This window comes from Candidatus Krumholzibacteriia bacterium, assembly GCA_035649275.1.
Lineage (GTDB): Bacteria > Krumholzibacteriota > Krumholzibacteriia.
On sequence record DASRJW010000060.1, the window covers coordinates 1 to 16,592 of the forward strand.

The window sequence follows — 16,592 nt, forward strand, 5'->3', positions numbered from 1 at the left end:
ACGAACCAGCGGAAGCTCGGGTTCAATGCCTTCATCGACGCCCGCTGGGCGTCGCCGCCATCGCCCTTTCCGGTCACCCCGACCTCGTAGCGCTGCGCCGCAGTCTGCAGGACGGTTTGATTCGGAGCGTTGGCGTACCACACCACGCCGTGATTCAGATTGCTTTCTGCAGACCGGACGTCGCAGGGAACGAGCGAGCACAGCATCACTGTCGACAGGATCGTCATTCGTGCGGAAGTGTGAGGGCGCATGATCGGACCTCTTGGGTTTTTCACCCAAGTCATGCACTGACCGTGCCAGACAAGGGAGCGGACTCCCTCGCGATGGGCGTCCCGGCTTCGGAATGGCGGTTGAAGGGATTCTGGAAAGGTGGGTCGCGATCACGCTGTTTACATCAGAAGGAGCTTACGTGCACGCGTCCCTTCTGGACCGTCCAGACGCAGGATGTAAATTCCCGCGCGCAGACGCTGTCCCTGATCATCGCGTCCGTCCCAGTGCACGACGTAGTGGCCAGGATCCGCCACCGCGTCGAAGAGACGGCGCACCTCGCGACCACGCACGTCGATGACGCGCAGCTGCACGCCACCGGCGCGACCGGTGCTGAAGCGGAGCGTCGTCGTGTCGAGGATGGGATTGGGACGACTCGGTTCGAGCACGAGAGCCTCTGCCAGCGCCGGCGCCAGGACGGCCGGCCCGTACCAGAAGGTGCGGCCGCTGCTCGTTTCCTCCGCGAGCCAGTAGTCGGTGCTACTGGCCGGCGATTGGGGATCGAGCCATTCGTAGGTTTCCTGACCCGAGAGGAGGCCGGTGCTGACCAGCGTCCACGGCACCGCGCCGTCGTCCCGGTGGACACGGAAGCCCAGGTGGTCGGCGGAGGGCGAGACGACCTGCCAGCGGAGCAGAGCCCCGGCGCTCGTCCGCACCGCGGTGAAGGATTGCAGGGTGACCGGCGTCCCACTCTCTTCCGCAGCGGCGGTGAAGAAAGTCCCTGGGTCGCGCTGGTTCGCGTACTCCGTGCCGATCCAGGCCGCCCCGTGCAGTCCCGAGCTGATGCGGAACTCGTCGCCCGCCCCGGTCATGAGGTCGTCGCCATTCCAGTACATGGGGCCGCAGATGCCCACGTCGAAGTTGCCCGCCGGATTGATGGGTATCCCGGTGTAGAAGTGCGTCACCCCCGGGTCGGCGGCCCAGGGCGTGGCCGGCTGCCTCTCGCCGTCCCAGTAGAAGTAGACCGTGTCGGCGACGCCGTCGAACACCCAGGTGAAGTAATGGAACTCGTTGAGCGGTATCGGCGTCGGATCCCAGCGCAGGTCGCGCCAGGGATTCGCCAGGTTGTAGTGCGGCCGCTGCACGATGTTGTTCGTCTGCGACGAGACGTGCCAGAAGTTGGGGTTGGACTGAAAGGTGAAGTCCGTGGTGCGCGTGGTGTGCCGGAGCCAGGCGCTGATCACATAGGTGCTGTCCGGGATGCGAATGGCCCGGGTGTTGATGAAGTGGGTGGTGCCGTTGAAGCGCCAAGCCTGGCCGCACTGGCCGGCCATCACGTCGCCGCTGGTCCAAGCGGCGGCGGCATTGCGGGCGTTGGCGTCGTGGGCGCCGGCGGTGTAGTCCTGCAGCGTGCCGAGACCCGGGTCCTCCTCGAAGTGATAGACCGCGGCGTAGGCGCCGTTCCACACCGAACCAGCCGGGGAGACGGTGGCGCCGGGGTTGTCGTAGTAGATGAAGAACTCGCGCACCGAAGCCGACAGGCTGTCGGCGGCGAACCAGATCTCTGCTTTGTGTGCGCCCGCATCGTAGCCCACGATCTCGTGGTCGAGGCGTGTGACCCCATCGCGCTTGGTGATGAGGATGTCGCTGCCGTCGGCCTTGGCGCGGGCGAAGACGCTCGTCAGGCTGCTGCCGTCGACGAGGAGGGGGAAATCCAGGAGGGTCCCCTGCACCAGAGCCGGATTCGCCGTGATCTTGACCCGATGCCTCCATCCCGAGCCGTACCAGCCGGCGGCGAGGCGCGCTCCGTCCGTACCCTCGCCCGCCAAGCTGGCTCGGGAGGTGACGGTGGCTGGGCTCGTGCCAGCAGGTGCTCTGGATACCACCAGGCAGCACAACGAGGCGATCAGGACCCGGAGACTCGAGAGCAGCGGACGGCGCATGCGAATACCTCGTCGGTCACCGGGTTCGACCCGGACGGAATCGGCGCGCGAGACGTGAGCCCGTCGGGAATCTGCATAAACCATGCACGCTCGCTCGCGGCGGCGTGACGAGGTCGGGAGAAACGAGAAGAGGAGCGCGAGACCAGTCCGGGGTCGCTCCTGCGTATAGCGCCGAGACGCCGCTCGCGCCGGGGCTCACCGCAGCCGCTGCAGCTTGCGCATGAGGACCCGCGCCGGGGTCTCGAGTCGGTAGAAGTAGACGCCCGGCGACACTTGCCGGCCGCTCTGGTCCTCGCCGCGCCACGTCACCGCGTGGCTCCGGCCATCACCCCTTCCCGAATACAACCGCTGCACCTCGCGACCCCGCACGTCATACACCCTGAGCTCCGCCCGGCCCCCCGACTCCAGGCCGAAACGGATCGTCGTCTCCCCCCGGAACGGGCTTGGCTCGCCCATGGACAGCCAAACCACAGAAGACGGCAATCCTCGCAGCTCCACTGGCCCGTACCACTGCACCGCGCCCGACTCCGTCGCCTCCGCCAACCAGTAGTACGCCTCGGTCTCCGGCGCCGTCGTGTCCACGTAGGTGTACTCCCGCGAGCCGTGCAGCAACTCTCCCGTCAACCGCTGCCGCGGATTCTGTTCGTCGCCTCGGTAGACATGGAACCCCTGATGATCCGCGCTCGCTTCCCGCACCACCCAGTGCAGCGCGGCGCCTCCCGTTGCCAACCGCTCGACCGCGAAGCTCTCCAGCTCCACTGCCACCGCGTGATCCAGGAACAGCATCCCCTGGCCGTTCCGTAGCGTCACCGAGTGTACGAACGACCCCGTCTTCCCCGCCGGGCTCACCGGCGAGAGCGACCGCGGCAAGCTCACCTTCACCGCGGCCCCGGTCTCGATGCCTTCGTCATAACTTCCACGGTTGCGCAGCACCACCATGCCGCGTTCGTAATCCCGCGCCTTCACCACGTACTCGTTCCCCAGGGGATCCGTCCCGTTCGCCAGCGTGTACGGCGCCCCCACTGCCGGCCCCAGCTCCCGGTTGGCCACGTCGAGGCAACCGCGCCAGGTGAGCGTGTCCCACCCCGCGGCGCTCGGCGCGCTCGTCCCCATCTCGTAGAAGTACGTCCCCGGCGTCCGCGTCACCAGATACCAGGCCAGGTTCCCGAGCAGGGTCTCGGCGTAGCTGTACTGCCCGACGCGACCCGACACGCTCCGCGTCATCGTGGCGGCGTAGAAGCACTCGATCCCTGCCGACGACGCCAGCACGTCCCGGCGGTACGCCTCGTCCACCATCCCGGTCCCGAAGCTCCGCACCGCGTTGTACTGGAACTCCATGAACAGCACGTCCGCCGCATCTCGGGTGACGTAACCGTCGTCCCAGATGTTGGCCACGTTCAGCATCAGATACTTCCGCTGCCGGTCCGGGGACCAGCTTGCCGCCACCTGCATCGTGTCTTTCAAAGAGGTGAGGAAGGGGCCGTAGTTCGAATTCCAATGCCAGTCGGCGAACTCCCAGCTGCCGATCAGCAGGTGCCCCGGCGTCTCCCGCACGTGACCGCCGCTCACGATGGAGCCATAGTTGAAGAATTGCGCCGTCGAATTGTCCAGGAAGATCCCGTCCGGGTAGACGTTCGAGCCCTCGAACGGGGTCTCGAACGCCAAGCGCACCATGGCTTCCCGATGCAGCTGCGCCGCCCGGCGGGTGGCGCAATGCACCGCCCGCCGGCTCAGATTGCGGTAGTAGACGGGAATGCGCGCCTCGGCCGGGGTCACCGCACTCCCGCCACCCCAGCCGCGGATCAGCACCGTGTCCTCCTCCAGGACCACGCGCGTGTCGTCCCAGTAATGGAGGTAGGCCTCCTCCACGTTCCAGCCTCGGCTCGCGGCCAGCGACAGCAGCAGATCGTGCTCCGGCGTCCCCGTCTCCGAGGTCACGTAGTTGTCCGTCCCCGAGTTGTAGACGTACCAGCGGAAGCTCGGGTCCAAGACCTTCATCTCTGCCCGCTGGGCGTCGGCGCCATCCCCCTTCCCGGTCACGCCGACCTCGTAACGCGCCACCGCCCGCTGCAGAATGGCTTCGTCCCGAGCGCTCGAGTACCAGAGGACGCCGTGGCGCAGGCCGAGGTCCGTCTCGGTGCGGGGTGCGTTCTTCTCTCCCTGCGCTGCCACGGCGAGCAGGACGAGGAGGAACGGCAGAGCGCGCACCGCCGCAGCGCGGCACACCATGGGTGAACCTCGGGGATGAAGATCGATGCGGAGCGGCGCCGTGGCAGGGGCGACCCGGCGCTGGCGGCGAGAATGTTACTGCCGTGTCCGCGCTCGATGCCAGGATTTCCTCAGCGGCACCGGCGTTCACGGAGCAAGGCCTCGAGCGTCTCGATGCAGCGACCCGCGACGCGCGACACTTCGTAGGCCTCGACCGCCTGGGGACGCGGCGGTGCGGGACACCCTGCAGCTGCCAGGGACTCGAGGGCTCGGTCGATGGCGCCGGCGTCCTCGATGTCGCAGACCATGCCGCCCACTTCCCGCACCACTCGTGCCGAAGCGCCTGCGGCCGGGGTGAGGGCGAGGATCGGCCTGCCGGCACCCAGGTAGTCCACCAGCTTCGAGGGCAAGAAGACGCTCTCCGTCCCTTGGCTCAGCTTCGCGTCCACCAGGAGGAGAACGTCGTGGGCGCGCATGAGTGCCAGGGAGTCGAGATAGGGCACCGTGCTCTCGAGACGCAGAATCTCCTGCAAACCACGCTCCCGCACCAAATGCGCATAGGAATCCGGCATGGTGCCGTAGGAACTGAGGGTGAGTCGGCCCGCCAGAGCGCCCCGCGCCTGCAGGCGTGAGAGAGCGTCGATGAGGGGCCCCGGCGTTCGCGGCCCGTAGAAATGCCCTGTATGCAGGATCCGGACGGGAGAGGCGCCGGCGCTGCTGTCGCCGGCGCCGCCGTACCACTCGGGAACGAAGGCATGGGGCAGCACACCGGTCTTCGCCGCCTCGAGCACCGGATGCTTCGTCAGCACCAGACGCCGCATCTCCTCCGAGGTGAAGAGCACCCGGTCGGCCGCGGCCAGCACCCGATCCTCCAGGGCGCGATTGTGCCGCGCTACGCGCTCCGAGGCGAACATCGCATACGGGTTGTCCGACCAGGGATCGCTGAAGTAGGCCACCCAGGGCAAACCCGCCCGCCGTTGCAAATCCATGCCGAGCAGATGATTCGCGTGCGGCTGCGAGCAGCTGAGGACGACGTCGAAGCGCCCCAGATCCTGGCGGCGCAGGGCACGCCCCGCCGGCCACAGCCACTCGCGCTTCTTCGGTTCCAGGAAGCGATAGACGAAGCGCCGCCGCCGGTCGAGGCGCTTCAGCAGCCGCACTCCCAGGCTGGTCTCCGGGGAGGCGAAGCGATGCTCCACCACACCGGGAGGAGCCACGCGCGCCAAGGCGGTATCGCGCATGACCGTGCCGCCGGGGGCGCTGAACGATTCCGCCGTGATGGTCACGATCTCCACCTCCACGCCGTGCTGCCGCAGGCCGAGCACCAGCTTGAGGTAGCAGATGGCGGCGGGGACGAGGAGCGGCGGATAGCAGTACAGGATGGCGAGAACGCGCATCACAGCCCCAGGTGGGCGCGGATCGCCTGCACGATGCGCGGGGCGGCGTGGCCGTCGCCGTAGGGGTTCTGCTGCCGCAGCCGTTCGTCGGCGCCGGGAGGCGCGGCCAGGAGCCGGGTGGCTTCGGCGACGATGCGCTCCGGGTCGGTGCCGACGAGCAGGGCCACGCCGGCCTGGATGCCCTCGGGGCGCTCGGTCTTGTCGCGCAGCACCAGCACGGGCTTCCCGAGCGACGGTGCTTCCTCCTGCACGCCCCCCGAGTCGGTGAGGATGAGCGTGGCGCGACGCATGACCTGGACGAACTGCAGGTAGTCCAGGGGCTCGAGCAGCAGCACCCGGGACTGGGCGCCGAGAAGTTCGTGCACCGTGTGCCGCACGTTGGGGTTCGGATGCACGGGGAAGACGAGACCGGCGTCCGGGTGCGTCTCCAGGATCCGGAGCAGGGCCTGACAAACGCCGCGGAGGGGCGCTCCGAAGCTCTCGCGCCGATGCGCTGTCACCAGCAGCAGCCGGCCGACGCCGTCGGCGAAGCGAGCGATGCGTTGCAGCACCGCATCGTTGGGATCCGGCGGCTTGGCGGCGATGTGCAGCACCGCGTCGACGACGGTGTTGCCGGTGATCAGGATCGCCGCCTCCGGCACGCCTTCGCGGCGCAAGTTCTCCCGCGCCTGCGCCGTGGGGGCGAAGTGCAGGTCCGCCAAGGCTCCGGCGACACGGCGGTTCATCTCCTCCGGGAAGGGGGCGTACTTGTCGGCGGTGCGCAAACCGGCCTCCACGTGGCCCACGGGGATGCGGTTGTAATGACAAGCCAGCGCCGCTGCCAGCACCGTGGTGGTGTCGCCCTGGACCAGCGCCAGGTCCGGCTTCTCCTGGCGCAGCACTGCGTCGATGCCCAGGAGGCATTGGGCGGTCACGTCGACGACCCGTTGGTCCGGAGTCATGATGTCCAGGTCGTGGTCGGGAACGATCCCGAAGACGCGCAGCATGTCGTCCAGCATTTCCCGGTGCTGGGCCGTCGCCAGCGTCACCACCGTGAAGGCGCCATCGGCGCGCAGCGCTTCCACCACCGGACCCATCTTGATGACCTCGGGTCGGGTGCCGAAGATCGCCAGGATCTTGCGTCGTTGCGTCATGCGCCCCGCCTCAGTACGGGAAGGGAACGTGGCGCTGCGGCAACTCGTAGAGCAGCGCGTCGATGAAATACTTCGTCGCCCAGTTGAGCACCCGGTAACGTCCGTAGTCGCCCTGGATCGGATAGGAACCACGGATGCCGCCGCGCAAGCCGCCGTTCGCCGCGCTCCGGTCCTGGGTGCGACAGAGAAAGTCGTTCACCCGCCGCGCCGCCGCCACGCCGGTGGCGGCTTCCTTGTCGCTCACCGCCTGCAGCTCCTGCAGTCGCCGCCAGACGATGGACATCTGCGCCATCCCGGTGAGGCAGGCCCAGCGTGCCGCCGGCCGCCAGCCGCGAGCGAAGCGCCCGGCCAGCCTGCCGCGGGCGTCCACCTGCGCCGCCAGCGCCGCCGCGGTGCGCGACGCCGCCGCCACCAGAGCCGCGTCGCCGAGGCGGACGCCGCACTCCAGCTGTCCCCGGGCGGTGTAGGCAATGGTGTGCAGGAGCGGCGCCGTGTCGTCGTTCAAACAGTTGCGTTCGAACCAGCCGTGCTCGCGCTCCTGCTCCAGAGTCCAGGCGAGGAAGCGGCGCACCGCGTCGCCATAGCGCGGCTCACCACTGGCCTCCGTCAAGGCGAGCAAGGCCCAAGCGACGCAGACATTGTACGTGCGTCCGGGGCCGCCGGCATCGGCGCTGTGCCGCCAGACGCCATCGGCGTCGAGCACCGCGAGCAGCCAGTCACCGCCCCGGCGCGCGGCGTGCAGGAACGACGCTTCCCCCGTCGCGCCGTGGGCGCTGAGCCAGCCGAAGAGCACCTGCCCGGTGTCGAACACCACCGGTTGGCCGTCGGTCAAGTTGGGGATGGCACCGCTCTGCTGCTGCACCTGCAGTTCCCAGCGGGCCATGTCGAGAGCGCGCCGGCGGGAATCGGCGTCGCCGGTGCTGGCGCTCCAATTGAGCAGCGTCGGGATGATGTAACCCGTGGTCTCGGGATACGAACGCATCCAACCCTTGCCGAGGAGATAGCTGTGACTCACGCCGCCGTCGCCGTTGGCGTCCTGGGCGCGATGTAGCCAGCCGACCGCAGCGGCGGCGTGGGTGGCGGCATCCACCGGCGGACGCCGCCGGCGCCAATGCTCGCGCAGGCGTTCCCGCTCGCGTTCCAGGAGCATCGCCTCGCCTCCGCGAGAAACCGCCGCCAGCCGCATCACGGCAGCGCCGCCAGCGGCAGGTCCAGGCTCAGCCGCGTCACCTCGCGGCCGCCGAAACCCTTCTTGAATTCGAACAACCCGTGCTGCGGGTGCGTCGCCTCCGCCGCCGCCACCGGGACGCCACCCAGGTTGAGCTCGACGACGCCTTGCGCCAGGAGCGAGCGGATCATCTCGCGATGCAGAAGATACATGGCATCGGTCTCGTAGCCCGCGGGGAAGGAACCGCTGCGCACGGTGAGCGCCCGGCCCGCAGCCGCCAGATACGCCAGCCCGGCCAGGTACTCGCCGCCGCGGCGGGCGAAGAGCACGGTCCCCGGGCCGTGGGCGTACACGTGCTCGAAGGCACGGCGGAAGTATTCGGCATCCCGCACCACGAAGCCGTGCTCGCGCTCGGAGGCCCGTTGCGCCGAGACGCCTTGCATGTCCCGCAGGCGCTCGAGGCTGGCGGGACTCGCCTCCGCCTCGATCACCAAACCGCGCGCCTCGGCGCGCCGCATGTTCTTGCGGTGCACCTTGTGCATTCCCGCCAGAATGGTTTCGAAGGGCCGCTGCAGATCCAGGACGAACTCCACCAAGGTCGGCGTCGCATGGCGGGCGCAGAGGGCGTGGGCCTCCAAGTGGGCGCTCGACTGCGCTTGGATGACGAGGCGGGTGTAGCCCGAGCGTTTCGCTTCTTGGAGCAGCGCTTCCAGCACCGCTGGGGCCTGGGCGGCCTGGCGCAGCGCCGGCGTCGTGGGCAAGGTCAGCACCGGGCGTCCGAGCGGCAAACCCAGGCGCCGGGGCCGTCTTTCCACCGCGGGAGCGACGGCGACGACCTCCTGCTCCTGCTCGAAGACGAGGAGACGGATCGCCGTCGCTTCGTTCTCCACCAGGTGCGGTGCCACCAGATGCAAGGGATTGCCATGGCAGCGCGACACGCGCTCGAGCCACTCGGGTGCAGACAGCGTGCGCGGCGTTTCCACCCGCACCGTCGTTTCCATGGACTCGATGCTCACGCCGGAACTCCCGCGCTGCCGATCTCGGCTTGCAAGGCGTCGAGGGCGCGCGCGCAGCGCCGCAGCGCCAGGGCGCCGCGCAGCCGCCGCGGCAGGCGCCGGCGCAGGAAGCGCTCGTAGACGCGCCGGGGCAGCGAGCGCTGCCGCGGCCGGTTCCGTCCCGGGAACTCCCGCGCCGCCAGCTCCGCCGCCAGAACGGTGACGGGAACACCGCGGCGAGCCGCGGCGCTCAGCAATCCGCTCACGATGCGCCGGTAACGCCCGGCGAAGAGGGCCTCGATCGCCGCCGGGGGCACCCCCTGGTCGAAGAGGGAGGAAGCGAGCACGCCGCCCACGTTGACCACGTAGCCCGGCAAACAGACGATGCCGCGCTCGTGCAGCACTTCCACGACGCCCGCCGCGTAGGGCGCGTTGGCGATGGGGACGACGGCGCGGACACGGAGACGCGGTGCCACCTCCAGGGTGAGAGCACCAGTGCGCGCCGCCGGGACGAAGATGTCCGCCGCCGCCGCACGCAGCGTCGCGGCATCCACCTTCTCCCCTTCCAGAGCGGTGACGAAGGCGTCACCCCCCTCGGCGCGCAGCGTGGCGAGACGGCGGGCGTCGAAACCAGCGGGCTGCAACACCGCGCCGGCGACCGTGGCCAGACCGACGATGCGATAGCGCGCGTCGAGCCGCGCCGCCAGGTGCCGGGCCACGCTGCCGAAGCCTTCGATGACGAGGGTGAGCGGTGCTTCGCCCCCGAGCGCGGCGGCGCACGCTTCGAGCGCCTGGTGCACTCCGAGTGCGGTGAAGTAGGAAGTGTCCGTGACCTCGCCGAGTTGGATGCCGGCGCCGCGGTAGATGGCCCGCAGTTCCTCGGGCCCGCAGTTCATGTCCATGCCCGGGTTGTAGGTCCCGGTGCGCAGCACCGGTCCGAGCTTGCGCCCGAAGTCCTGCAGCGCCTGCAACCGCCCCTCCCGATCCAGATGCGCCGCCAGGCGCACACCAGCCTTGGCCCCGCCGCGGGGCAGGCGGAAGAGGGCGTACTTGTAGGTCATCTCCCGCGCCAGAGCGCCGATCTCCTCCAGCTCCAGGTCCGGAACGATGCGCACACCGCCGGCGCTGGTGTCGCCCACGATGCTGTCCACGACGACGAAACCCTCGTAGCCGTCGCCGTGGACACGGATGGTCATGCAGGAATTCACGGAGGGCGCTCCTCGCCTCGTGCCGGGGGGTCCACCTCAGCGCGGCGCGATCACTGGCGGCCGCCAGCACTGGCGGCGCTGTCCGCTGACCTTGGTGGGGCGAGTCTAGCGGTTCAAGAGCAGCTTGCGGGTGACCGCCGCGCCGCCGCTCTCGAGCTTGCAGAAGTAGACCCCCGAGGGCACGAACGCTCCCTGGTCGTCGCGACCGTTCCAGGCGATGCCGTGCTCCCCTGCCGGCAAGGATCCGGCGACGAGCCGGGCCACCAGTCGGCCCGCCACATCGTAGACATCGAGGCGTACCGGTCCCGGCTCGGCCAGGTGGAAGTCGAAGCGGGTGCTGGCGGTGAAGGGGTTCGGAGTGTTCGGGGCCAGGAAGAGCTCGAGGCGCCGCGCCCCGGCAAGTAGCGCCGGACCATGCCAAACGATGGCGCCCGTGGTCAGCCATTCGGCGAGCCAATACTCCGACGCTGTCGGCGGCGGCTGCGGGTCGACGAAGACGTAGTCCAGGTCCCCCACGAGGAGCGTCGTGGTGAGGCGCTGCCGCGGCACACCGTCGTCGCCTCGGTGCACGTGGAAGCCAAGCAGGTCCGGCACCTGGGACTGCACCGTCCAGCGCAGCACGGCGCCCTCGGTTCCCCGCGCCGCGGTGAAGGAGAGGAGATGCACCGGCGTCACGTCGTCTTCGGGCCCGAAGACGACGAAGCCCGCCGGGTCGGCCATGTTCTTGTACTCCGTCTCGATCCATTCGGGCGAGAGGACGCCTGTCTGCACGCGGAACTCGTCGACGATGCCTTCCATGAGATCGAAGTGGTTGCCGAAGAGAGGGCTGGCGATGCCGACTTCGCCGAGAATCTGCCGGCCCCGGTAAGCGCGCCCGCCCGGGCCGCCATGCAGGACGGGCGGCTGCTCCACGCCGTCGTAGTAAAAGCGAATGGTGTCCGCGACCCCGTCCATGGCCCAGACGTAGTGATGCAGCAGCGTGTCTGGCAACGGCGAGGGGCCCCAGGTGTAGGCCCCGCCGCCAGCGAAGTCCGGCACTCGTTGCTGGCTGTTGCGCTTGGCCGAGAGATGCCAGAAGCCCTCTTCGGCGGAGAAGGCGAAGTCGGCGTCCTCCGGGCGCAATTGATTCCAGCAGGCGAACCAGGCGCTGATGGTGAAGCTGCTGTCGGCGGATTGGATCGCATCGCCGTCGATCCAGTGGGTGGTGCCGTTGAAGCGCCAGGCCTGCCCCACCGCACCACCAATCGTGTCGTTGCTCGTGTACTGGGCATTGACGCCGGCGTGGGCATCGTGGCCCCACGAACCGTGATCCCGTAGCACGCCGGCGCCGGGATCTTCGGCGAAGTGGTACACGCCGAGGTAAGCAGGCGACCAGACGCTGCCGTCCGCTGCGGCCAGCGTCGTGTCGGGGTTGCCGTAGTAGAGATAGAACTGGCGCTCCGCCTTGGAGAGCACCGGGGCGCGGAACCACACCTCGGCGTCGTGCCGCGTCTCGTTCCAGGAGGCGATCTGCCGGCTGAGCACGGTGACCCCATCGCCGGCGGTGACGACAAGGTCGCCCCCTCCCGGCTGGGTCTTGTCGAACACGGTCGTCTCGTCGGGTCCGAGCTGGAGGAGGACGGGGAAGTCGTCGAAGCCGCGGTTGCCCACGATCCGCGTTCCGGAAACGGTGATCTTCGTGCGGTATCTCCAGCGCACGTCGAGCCAGGGGTCCGGAAGGTCGTCCGTCCCGGGGACGCCCCGCGTGGGGTGCGGCCCGCTCCAGCTCGCGGCAGCAGCCCCGAGAGCGAGGAGCAGGAACGAGGCACGGCGAGACGGTCGGGGGCGCACGATTCCTCCCGGCGTGGCGGCCTGCCGCTTGCCCGAGAGGCGCGACAACCCTCTCGGCAGCGTGGCGAAGCTGCCCATCCTCTTTTCGCACCGCGATGGTGGGTGGATGAATTAGACACCATGGAGGCAGAGCGAGACAACCGGGCCAAGCGCGGACCGTGACGATGGGCTTGGCGCTGCACCGCCCTCATCCTGGGCTTGGCGCGGCGCTGGACATCTGCCAAGCTGTGGCCATTCCGCCCACTGGCGCACCTCGAGGGCGCTCCCTCCAGCCACCTTCTTCCCGGGCAGGCCCGCAATGTCCCAGCAGGCAGCGTCCACCGGACCTGCAGGTCCTGCGGGCAGCACAGCGCCGCGGCCCGGCGGCGCTTCTCCAGGCCCGCGGGCGGGAATGCATCGCCGCCTCACGGTGAACTCCATCTCGAACGTTTCCTGTTACTTCGTGTCGCTCGTGGTGTCCTTCTCCCTCACGCCCTTCATCCTCCGCAGCCTGGGGGATTCGCTCTACGGCTTCTGGGTGCTCCTTCTCTCCTTCATCGGCTACGCCAGCATCCTGGAGATGGGGGTGCAACCGGCGGTGGTGAAGCTCGTCGGGCACTACAAGGCGAGAGGCGACATCCCCAAGCTACGCGAGCTCCTGAGCGCCGCCCTGTACTTTTTCCTCGCCGCTGGCGGCCTCGCTGGCCTGGTGCTGGTGGCGGTGGTGCCGCCTCTGGTGCCGCGCTTCGTCAGCGATCTGGCCCAGGTGCCGCACCTGCGCTGGCTTTTCGCCGTCCTCGCCGCCGACGCCATCGTCATGTTCATGACCTATCTGTTCGCCGGAATTCTGTACGGCTGGCAGATGTACTACGCCAAGAACCTCATCGACATCGGCACCTGGCTCACCAATGCGCTCCTCCTCGTCCTCTTCCTGCGCCCTGGGGGCATCCTGACCCTCGCCGCGATCAAGCTGGCCACGGATCTCGTCGCCTTGAGCGCCATCGTCAGCGTCTGCCGCAGGGTCTTTCCAGAGCTCCGGCTGCAGCGCGGCGCGGTGCACCAGGGCTCGTTCCGCGAGCTGCTCGGCTTCGGCAGCCGCATCTTCGTCTCTGCCACCACATCGCGCTTGGCGACCCATGCACAGCCGATGATCATCAGCTCCGGGTTGTCCGCGGCGGCGACGGCGTTCTACTCCTTCCCGGCGCGACTGGTGGACTTCGGCCGGCAGATCACCTGGGGCCTGACCACGGGCTTCATGCCGCTCTTCAGCGAGCTGCACAGCCTGGAGGAGCGGGCGCTCCTCGAATCGGTCTACTTGCGCTATTCGCGCTACGTCCTTCTCGCCATGTTGCCGATCCTGGTGCTCCTCTTCGCCTTCGGGCCCCCCTTCATCGGCCTCTGGCTCGGCCCCGAGCATGGCCCGGCGTACGCCGAGCGCGGCCGCGTCGTGCTCTACTTGCTCGCGGCGGCGTCCCTGGTGGAGAGCCTGCAACCCTTGCTGTGGCGTTTCTTCATCGGCGTCGGCCACCTCGACTTTCTGGTGAAGGTCTCGGCCGCCACCTCGGGACTCGTCATCCTCACGGGCATCGTGCTGGTGCAGCCCCTCGGCATCGCCGGTGTCGCCGTGGGGGTGCTCCTCGGCGCCGTCCTGGCTCAGGTGGTGTTCGCGCACCACACCTGTCGGTTCCTCCACCTTTCCTTGCCGGCTTTCATCCGGCGTGTCCACCTGCAGCCATTGCTGGCCGGGGGGATCGGTCTGGGGGTGGCGCTGGGAATCGCGCGCGCCATCGGGACGGGCTCGTTGCTCGCCCTGGCGGCAGGGGCTACATCCACCTGCCTGGCCTACGTGGCCATCGTGTGGCTTTTGGCGCTGCGACCAGAAGAAAGGCGCTGGGTAGCGGCACGGATACGTCGGCGCCCTTGAGGTTGAAGACCCCTTCGGGTGTCGGAAACCGTTACACTCGGCCCCCGTCAAAATTGTGTATCTTGAATCAAATCAACGAATTGACTTTGGGTATGCGGCTTGCGCAATGGCCCATGCGCTCGGTAGTTTATCGGTACTTCTTGGAAGAAGGATTTCAGTATGAAACTCAGGATGAGGCAAATCGGGCTCGCTCTTGGCCTCCTGGTGGCCATGGGCAGCGCTGCGCACGCCGTCCCGGCGTTGCAACTCTATATTGAAGGGGCCACTTACGACACCGACTCGGAGAGCTGGGTCGTCTCGTCGACCGATTTCAGGCTTTGGGTGATCGGGGACGTAGGCCACACAGGCACGATCGAGAATGTGCAGCTCACCGCCGCCTTCTTGACCTCGGAAATCGGGACAGGGACTATCTCCCTGACCCAGACCACGAGCAGCCTGGTGACCGACCCCTCGATCTCTTCCGCCCCCTCGCTGGTCGCGGGCGTCGGCGGCGACGGCACCCTCCCGGTCATGAGCGACGGGCATACGCTCCCGAGCCACGGGATTTATGGCACGGGAACGAGCTTCCAGCAGTGGGCGCTCGGCGACTTCGCCTTGACCGACTCGCCCATCGGGGACTTCAGCAACAACTTCCCGACGACCTTCCCCGACCAAGGGCAGATCAACGTATATCGAGTGGTGATGACAGGTTACACCATGGTCCACTTCGACGCCTTCAATCACGTCGAAGGTGCCAACCATGCGCTCAAGGCCCCATTCTCGCACGACGCTACCGCCAGCCCCGTTCCAGAGCCAGGCTCGCTCATGTTGCTGGGAGCAGGGCTCTTGGGATCGACCCTCGTGTGGAGGAAGCGGCGCAACTGAGGTCACTCCAGGCCACTGGATCCAGCCTACTCCACGATCTGTCGGTCTAGGCGACAGTTGGGTTGCTGTTCCGGTGTGATGCTGTGGCTCCAGCGTAACTTCTGTCATCACTGATATCTACCGAGCAAGGCCGATGGCGTCACGAGGATCGTGGCGCCATCGTGCCGCTTCGAGCGTCGGGGAAGTTGCCACAACCGACAGTCCTGCCGAGAAGTCCATCCGGGGCAAGTTCCCAAAACCGCGACATTCTGTCTGGAGAGGGCTCACGAATGGTAGAATCACAGGCGCTCCACAGGGCTGACGCCGGAGGATCTCGAATGACCGACTCGACGGGTGGGCATTTCCTCGCCCACAAACGGCCCGTCCAGGGTGCTGCGCTCCGGGCCCTCGGCGCTCCTCCGGAGCGCTGCCACGGCCGTGGGAGGCTTCTCTGCCTCTGGGCTACCGCCACGCTTCTTTGCTTCGCCACCACGAGCTGGGCCGCAGGAACTCTTCTCTTCGCCACCAAATGGGGGAGCCAGGGGACGGCCACCGGCCAGTTCAACGAGCCGGTCGCCCTCGCCGTGGGCACAAACGGCAACGTCTACGTCGCCGATCGGGGCAACCACCGCATTCAGGTCTTCTCGAACACCGGCGCCTTCGTCACCGCCTGGGGGGATTCGGGCACGGGGAACGGCCAGTTCAACTCGCCTCGCGACGTCACCGTCGCTGCCAACGGCGAGGTCTACGTCACCGATTTCTTCAACAACAGAATCCAGGTTTTTTCGGCCGCGGGAGCGTACCTGCGCCAGTGGGGCACGTCCGGCACCGGCGACGGGCAGTTCAAATCGCCCCGCGGTGTGTGCGTCGACGAGAGCCTCCACGTCTTCGTCTCCGAGGACGGCTTACCGAACAAGCGCATCCAGAAGTTCACCAGTACCGGCGGCTTCCTCGGCAAATGGGGAATGCTCGGGACCGCGGACGGCCAGTTCCAATCGCCCCGTGACGTCGCTGTCGACGGGAACAGCCAGGTCTACGTCTCCGACGCGCTCGCCAATCGAGTGCAGAAGTTCACCAGCACCGGAGGCTTCCTCGTCACCTGGGGCACATCCGGCTCCGGGAACGGGCAGTTCCAGTTCACCGGTGGTGTCGAAGACGACGGTGCTCGTGTCCTCGTCATCGACACCAACAACCACCGCCTGCAAATCTTCGGCGCCGGCGGCGCCTTCATGGACGCCACCGGCAGCATGTGTCGTCTCTCCGATGGCTCCGGGTGCGTGGATCCCGATGGCACGGGCGGCCTCGCCCTCGGCGACGGGCAGTTCTACTTCCCCCTCGGCGTTGCGGTCGCCGCCGACGGTGCCGTCTTCGTCGCCGACAGCCAGAACCACAGAATCCAGAAGTTCACCCGCGCCCCGACGAGCAGCACCGGTTCCGGCTTCTCGGCGCTCACCGCCTTGTCGGTCTCGCCCAACCCCTGGCGCACCTCGACCTCGTTGCGTGTCGGCCTCGCGGGCCCCGATCTGGCGAGCGGCGGCGACGCCCGCCTGGCGGCGCGGATCTACGACAGCAGCGGCCGCCTCGTCCGCGAGCTCTTCACCGGCTCGCTGCCGGCGGGGAACCACACGCTCGGCTGGGACGGCAGAGGCGTCGACGGCAGGTTGGTGCCACCAGGCGTCTATTTCGTGGACGTGCAGGTGAACGACGCGCCTTCCCGGAGCGTCAAGATCGTGCGCTTGCGCTGAGCTTCGCGCTCT

12 protein-coding genes are annotated in these 16,592 nt (G+C 68.1%); 3 read left to right on the forward strand and 9 right to left on the reverse strand.

Going from position 1 to position 16,592, the window contains the following annotated elements:
- The 9 genes from VFE28_06105 to VFE28_06145 form a co-directional block, all read right to left on the reverse strand.
- On the reverse strand, positions 1-251 hold a 251-nt coding region (locus VFE28_06105), incomplete at its 3' end, for a hypothetical protein (GenBank protein ID HZM15556.1).
- Positions 252-389: 138 nt separating this feature from the next.
- A complete protein-coding gene (locus tag VFE28_06110) occupies positions 390-2,150 on the reverse strand; it encodes a FlgD immunoglobulin-like domain containing protein (protein HZM15557.1) in 1,761 nt (586 codons plus the stop codon).
- 195 nt (positions 2,151-2,345) lie between these two features.
- Complete coding sequence (locus VFE28_06115; protein ID HZM15558.1) at positions 2,346-4,379, reverse strand: hypothetical protein; 2,034 nt, start codon at positions 4,377-4,379, stop codon at positions 2,346-2,348.
- A gap of 110 nt (positions 4,380-4,489) precedes the next feature.
- Positions 4,490-5,755 carry a glycosyltransferase gene (locus tag VFE28_06120; GenBank protein ID HZM15559.1) on the reverse strand — a complete coding sequence of 422 codons (1,266 nt, stop codon included), beginning with the start codon at positions 5,753-5,755 and terminating at the stop codon, positions 4,490-4,492.
- Positions 5,755-6,888: a UDP-N-acetylglucosamine 2-epimerase (non-hydrolyzing) gene (gene wecB / locus VFE28_06125; GenBank protein HZM15560.1), complete on the reverse strand. Its 1,134-nt coding sequence runs from the start codon at positions 6,886-6,888 to the stop codon at positions 5,755-5,757. The genes VFE28_06120 and wecB overlap by 1 nt, the downstream gene beginning before the upstream one ends.
- A gap of 10 nt (positions 6,889-6,898) precedes the next feature.
- Positions 6,899-8,038: a hypothetical protein gene (locus VFE28_06130; GenBank protein ID HZM15561.1), complete on the reverse strand. Its 1,140-nt coding sequence runs from the start codon at positions 8,036-8,038 to the stop codon at positions 6,899-6,901.
- A gap of 35 nt (positions 8,039-8,073) precedes the next feature.
- Positions 8,074-9,072: a GNAT family N-acetyltransferase gene (locus VFE28_06135; GenBank protein ID HZM15562.1), complete on the reverse strand. Its 999-nt coding sequence runs from the start codon at positions 9,070-9,072 to the stop codon at positions 8,074-8,076.
- Entirely contained in the window at positions 9,069-10,259 is a 1,191-nt protein-coding gene (locus VFE28_06140; GenBank protein HZM15563.1) for a Glu/Leu/Phe/Val dehydrogenase dimerization domain-containing protein, read from the reverse strand. Before VFE28_06140 ends, VFE28_06135 begins: the two co-directional genes overlap by 4 nt.
- Positions 10,260-10,364: 105 nt before the next feature.
- Positions 10,365-12,089, reverse strand: a complete 1,725-nt coding sequence (locus VFE28_06145) for a DUF2341 domain-containing protein (protein ID HZM15564.1) — start codon at positions 12,087-12,089, stop codon at positions 10,365-10,367.
- 391 nt (positions 12,090-12,480) lie between these two features.
- Between VFE28_06145 and VFE28_06150 the strand changes: the two genes are divergently transcribed.
- The 3 genes from VFE28_06150 (at position 12,481) to VFE28_06160 (ending at position 16,580) form a co-directional block, all read left to right on the forward strand.
- Positions 12,481-13,992 (forward strand): oligosaccharide flippase family protein, encoded by a 1,512-nt coding sequence (locus tag VFE28_06150; protein HZM15565.1) that lies wholly within the window; start codon positions 12,481-12,483, stop codon positions 13,990-13,992.
- 171 nt (positions 13,993-14,163) lie between these two features.
- Positions 14,164-14,856 carry a choice-of-anchor N protein gene (locus tag VFE28_06155; protein ID HZM15566.1) on the forward strand — a complete coding sequence of 231 codons (693 nt, stop codon included), beginning with the start codon at positions 14,164-14,166 and terminating at the stop codon, positions 14,854-14,856.
- 317 nt (positions 14,857-15,173) lie between these two features.
- Positions 15,174-16,580 (forward strand): 6-bladed beta-propeller, encoded by a 1,407-nt coding sequence (locus tag VFE28_06160; protein ID HZM15567.1) that lies wholly within the window; start codon positions 15,174-15,176, stop codon positions 16,578-16,580.
- Positions 16,581-16,592 lie beyond the last annotated feature (12 nt).